Here is a 5322-nt window from a genome sequence, read left to right on the forward strand (position 1 = left end):
GGCGCCCACCCGACGCGACAGCCGGGCCGTCGGCCTGCCCAGCCTCAGCCCACGGCACGAAAACGGTCCACCGACTCCGTCGGCGGACCGTCACGAAACTTCGAGGTTAGTACGGCTGGACCTGTCGTTCGCGCCGAAGATGTGGCTGAAGACCGTCTACTCCCGTGAACAGCCGGGGATGCTGGTCCGCCGCCATTTCGAGGCCATGGTGTTCGCCTGTCTCGTGGAGGAGCTGCGCTGCGGTGATGTCGCCGTGATCGGCGCCGAGGACTACGGTGACTGGACCCGCATGCTCCTGCCCTGGGAGCAGTGCGAGCCCAAGCTCGCGGGTTTCTGCGAGCAGGCCGGCCTCCCCGGCACCGCGAGCGAGTTCACCGTCCGGCTGCGCGAACGGCTCACCATGATCGCCGAATCCGTGGACGCAGGGTATCCGGACAACAAGGACCTCACCATCGACCCGGTCACCGGCGTCCCCTCCCTTGCCGTACGCAGAGCGGGCGAGCGCACCGCCTCCGCGGAGAAGCTGGAAGAAGCTCTCTCCGAGCGGCTTCCCGCCCGCAGCGTGCTGGAACATCTGGCGCGGGCGGCGCACTGGACGGAGTGGTGGGAACGGCCCGGCCCGCGCTCGGGCAGCGAGCCGAAGCTGAAGGAACCCCTGCCGCGCTACGTGACCACCGCGTTCGTCTACGGTTCCGGGCTCGGCCCTGCCCAGGCGGTGCGCCACATGCGGGGCAGCGTGGCCGCGCACGAAATCGGCGCGATCGCGAAGCGCCACTTCACCATCCCGGTCCTCAATCGGTGCGGCGCCGACGTCGTCAACGCCCACGCCGGCCTGGACCTGACGGCGGCGTGGGGTGACGGGTCGGTGGCGGCGGTGGACGGCACCATGACGGCTACCTGCGCTCCCGCGATCCCGAACTCCAGGAGAAGGCCGTCAAGTTCCTCGACCTGATGGCCAACAGCATCATCTTCTCCACCACCGTCGACATGACCGACACGCTGCGCCAGATGGCCGTCCAGGGCCGGGAGCCGAGCCCCGGCGACATCGCCGCGCTCAGCCCGCACCGCAGGGACAACGTGCTTCGCTTCGGGGACTACGACACCGCCACCCTTCACATCCCGCCCGGCCCGTACGACAGCGCGCTTCACCTTCCTGCGAATGGCCTGTGACGCTCACGGAGGATCGGCTGTGACCGGACGCCGGGCAGGGGCAGTTGCTGCCCGGCGCCCGGAACGGGCACGGACTGACTCGGCCTGTCAGCCCGGTCCCTGGCGCGACACAGCATCACGCGATCCCGCCGTGCGACTCATGCCGAGGGCAACGCCTCCGGCGACCAGGAGGCAGCCGATGAGTTGCGCGACGCTGAGTTGTCCGGTGCCGACCAGGGGGGCGGTTGCCGCGGCGGACAGGGGAATGAGGCCAAGGAAGAGTGCTGAACGCTCGGTGCCGAGCTGGTCGATGCCCCGGCACCAGCACAGGAACCCGATGGCGGTGGCGGCGACAGCCTGCCAGGCCAGTGCCGCCGCCTCCGATGTGTGCGGGATCCGCAGCCAGGAGGTGCCTTCCACCGCGAAGGCGGTGGCGCCTGCCATCAGCCCGGCCATGCCCGATGCGCACGCGGAGGCCAGCAGAGGGCCGGTGAGCGCGAGGGTGGATGCCGCAAGGAGCGTGAAGGCGACCTCGCAGGCCAGCGCGACGGCGGACCAGCCCAGTCCGCTGCCGTCCGTGCGTCCGAAGCCCTGGACGACATACGTCCCCAGCACGACGAGCCCGGCGGCGACAAGACCCCGGGCAGCAGGGGAACGTGCTTGCATCAGCGGCGACAGCAGGACGACAGCCAACGGGGCACAGCCGACGATGGCGCCAGGGACTGCGGGCTCGGCGGTGCGCTCGGCAGTGATGATGGCGGCGTTGTACCCGAGCATGCCGGTGACGGCCAGCCCGGCGATGCGCAGCCACACCCCTGCCGACCACGTCTGCACGATGCGCCAGCGGCGTCCGCACAGGGAACCGAGCACCAGGGCTGCGGCTGTGAAGCGGATGGCCTGGCCGCCCCATACCGGAAAGTGGGTCAGCAGGCTGCTGGCGACGAACGACGCCCCGATGACCAGCGAGGCCAGGATCATCAAAGCCGCACCCTGAGCCTCGGCACGCCGGGCCTCGGTCGCGGCGACGGCTGCGTTGGAGGAGGGGCGGCCCGCCGCTGGGATGCGGCGGGCAGCAGCGGGCTTCACACGCCGCCGCCGATGACGATGCCGTGGCGGTTGGCGAGATCCTCCATGGCGGCCAGGTATTCGTGGACCAGGTCCATGGTGATGTCAGGGCAGCAGCCCCGGACGAAGTCCGCGATCATCTCGTCCATGTCGAAGTCGTCGCTGGAGCGGTAGAAGTCCTTGCGGGACTCCAGGAACTCCCGGTCGACCCGCGGCCCGTGCTCGGCGGCACGCTGCTCGGCGAACTCCGGGTGGGTGAGGTACCGGAACGACTGGGAGCCCGGGATCGGACACAGCGGCCCGAAGTCGAGCGCGGCGAACGTCTTGGGGTGGTTGTCGACGATCTCGGTGAGCTTCGCGTGGTTCTCGGCCATGATCTGCGGGGTGATCCCCAGGTGGGTCACCACGAGCCCCGCGGTGATCATGCCGCCCCGGTCCACCACTCCTGAGAGGGCTTTCAGGTTGTGTGCCATGGGCAGATCGCGGCGGCCTCGCCCGCCCACCGGCTGCTTGTTCATCACCCGCAGCGAGATGTCGGAGAGTCCGTCGAAGCCGATGAAGAAATGGTCGAGCCCCAGGACGTTCACCAACTCGTCGATCCGGTCGGGGACGGTGGCGAACGCCTCTGCCCGGGCGTACCCGAACATGCCCGGCCGCTGCGACTCCGGCAGCTGACGGAACCACTCCGGCTGGTTGGCGGCCATGCCGCGTAAGAGCCGCCACATGGTGAGCGGCAATTCGTCCGCGGTCACGTAGAAGTAGTTGTAGCCCTGGCGGTAGGCGTTCTCCAGGATGGCCCACGCCTTGTCGACCTCGGGCAGGACGATCTCCTTCGACCCGGGGATGATGCCGCAGAAGTCACAGGCGTTGAGGGGGACTCCGTCCAACCGCGGTCCTGCGAACTTGACGCAGCCCCGGCCGATGTCGACCACCTGGCTGCGCAACTCCCGGTCGCGCATGAAGAAGTACACGGACTGCTGTCCCCGCAGGTAGAGATCCTGGTGCGGCAGGAGACTGTCCGCGAGCGCGTAGTCGACCAGCGGCAGGGTGGCGTACTCGCCCGCGTCCTCGGGCACTTTGGCCGCCGTGCCGTCCGCTGCCCGGTGGACGAGCCCCGGATAGGTGTCGGGGCTCTTGATGCGCCCGCGCAGGGAGTCGGCCACGAAGTCGGCGAACCCGGTGACGACATCGTTGCCGTAGAACCCGAAATCGACGTCGGACTGCCGCCGCATGATCCGCTCGTACAGGGCGGAGAAGTGGTCGTTGCCGAGGATCACCAGCGCGTTCGGATTCAGCCGCTTCACGCGCTGGGCCATGGCTATGGAGGCGCCGTAGTTGGCGGTCAGCACGCTGAAGCACACGGCATGTATACGGGAGGCGTGGGCGTCGATGAACTCCTCGATCGTCTCATTGCTGTAGACAACGCCGTCGAGATATCCGAGCTGTGTGCCGTCGGAGCCGAGCCGGTCACGCAGGGCGCTCATCAGGGTGAGTAACCCTAAGTTCGGATAGATCGACGTGTTGGCACTTGAGGTGTGGCGTGAGGTGTCGTTCGCGTTGACGAACAGCACAAGGTCCTGCTGGGTACTCATGACGTCTCCTGCTCTCACAAGGCGGAAAGGGTCCGGTGTGACGAGTGCGAGCAGTGACGACAGGCCGGTCAGACTCCTATGGCAGCGGCCTCACCTTCCGTCAGGGCGACCAGGTCTTCGAAGGTGGTGCGGAACATGGTGTGCGGCAGCCCGGCGCCGGCCCACACCTGGTCATAGGCGGCCAGCGCAGTGTCCACCAGGGTCCGCAGCGGCGCGGGATGACCGATGGGAGCCACCCCGCCCACCTCCTGCCCCGTCGCCTCCAGGACGAACTCCGGGGTTGCACGCCGTACCTTGCGCACCCCGACATGACTCGCTGCCTTCTTCAGGTCCACACGGTGGCCGCCGCTGGCCACGATGAGCAGCGGCGTGCCGTCAGCCTCGAAGATGAGGCTGTTGGCGATCGCGCCGACCGGGCAGGCCAGCTGCTCGGCGGCAGCAGCCGCGGTGGGCGCCGGGCTGGGCAGTTCGGTAATGCCACCGGGGTGGCCATGCAGGGTCAGGGCCATGCGGACACGTTCCAGGGCTGACGTCACAAGGTGCTCCAGGTTGCTTCCCGACGGCGGGACCAAGCAGGTCAGCGGCGGTCGGGTACTTGTGCGGGGTAGAAGACGACGAGGGTCGCACGGGTCTCACCGCACAGACTCTCGTAGGAATGTGGGCAGTTCGCAGTGAACGAGATGAAGTCACCCGGGCGGAGATGCACCTGCCTGTCATACGGGCCGACCAGCATTTCTCCGTCATGGACGATGAGGTGCTCCAGCACACCCTCACCGTGCGAGTCCGACTCGTACGTGCCCTCGGCCAGACGCAGGTCGAATATCTCGTACAGGGCGCGTTCCCCGGTCGCGCTGTGGACGAGTCGCAGCACAAGGCCGTCATCCCGGACCACCATGCCCTGGTCAGCCCGGGTGACGTGAGGCTGCGGAGCACTGTCTGCCGAGAACAGTTCCGGCAGCGGGATGCCGAGGTGTGTCGCCAGGGACGTCAGCGTCTCCAGCGTCGGATTGCCCTGCCCGCGTTCCAGCTGGGCCAGCGTTGCTTTCGCCACAGAAGCCAGCCTGGAGAGCTCGTTCAAGGACAGACCCCGGGCCAACCGGGCACGGCGGATCTTGCCGCCGACCTGGGCCGTCACGCTCGTACTCGTCACAGCCACGGAGCGTACTGGTCGCCCCCGAGGACTGGCAAGACGGCCGATCGGTCGCCATAACGACCAGCGATCGGGAGGAGACGCCCGTCGCCCGGACTCCAGAGCGACAGCACCCCCCTGTCGCCACCCCCGCAGAGTTGTACGCAAACACTCGACGACCCGAGACCAGTACCCCGAGGCCCAGCAGCGCGCGCCGCCCGTGGCCGACGGAGAGAAAGTGTTCCCTGGCAAGGCGGCCGAGAAGATCCTGGAAGTAGAAGTAACTACCCACAGTGACAGAACGCGAGTATCTGATCCTCGTTCACCCTGCAAGAACAGCTCGCAGGCGGTTGGAGGAGATACCCGCGAAGCGGCCCCCGCGGGGGC

6 protein-coding genes are annotated in these 5322 nt (G+C 68.2%); 2 read left to right on the plus strand and 4 right to left on the minus strand.

What is annotated here, in order from left to right; translation table 11 throughout:
• Positions 1–952, plus strand: a 952-nt coding sequence (locus tag AC2CJA_RS23730; protein WP_484604719.1) for a Tn3 family transposase, incomplete at its 5' end; no start/stop codon positions are given.
• Positions 898–1170: a Tn3 family transposase gene (locus tag AC2CJA_RS23735; RefSeq protein ID WP_484604724.1), complete on the plus strand. Its 273-nt coding sequence runs from the start codon at positions 898–900 to the stop codon at positions 1168–1170. The genes AC2CJA_RS23730 and AC2CJA_RS23735, both read left to right, overlap by 55 nt.
• An 87-nt stretch (positions 1171–1257) precedes the next feature.
• Here AC2CJA_RS23735 and AC2CJA_RS23740 read toward each other — a convergent pair whose 3' ends face one another.
• The 4 genes from AC2CJA_RS23740 to AC2CJA_RS23755 all read right to left on the minus strand — a co-directional run bounded on the left by AC2CJA_RS23740 (position 1258) and on the right by AC2CJA_RS23755 (position 4956).
• Complete coding sequence (locus AC2CJA_RS23740; protein WP_484604720.1) at positions 1258–2127, minus strand: DMT family transporter; 870 nt, start codon at positions 2125–2127, stop codon at positions 1258–1260.
• 104 nt (positions 2128–2231) lie between these two features.
• Positions 2232–3806, minus strand: a complete 1575-nt coding sequence (locus AC2CJA_RS23745; RefSeq protein WP_484604721.1) for a cobalamin-dependent protein — start codon at positions 3804–3806, stop codon at positions 2232–2234.
• Positions 3807–3874: 68 nt separating this feature from the next.
• Entirely contained in the window at positions 3875–4315 is a 441-nt protein-coding gene (locus AC2CJA_RS23750) for a YbaK/EbsC family protein (RefSeq protein ID WP_484604722.1), read from the minus strand.
• 68 nt (positions 4316–4383) lie between these two features.
• Positions 4384–4956 carry a helix-turn-helix domain-containing protein gene (locus tag AC2CJA_RS23755; protein WP_484604723.1) on the minus strand — a complete coding sequence of 191 codons (573 nt, stop codon included), beginning with the start codon at positions 4954–4956 and terminating at the stop codon, positions 4384–4386.
• Positions 4957–5322: the final 366 nt, after the last annotated feature.

The sequence above is a fragment of the Streptomyces sp. ATLC9 genome (genome assembly GCF_057196705.1).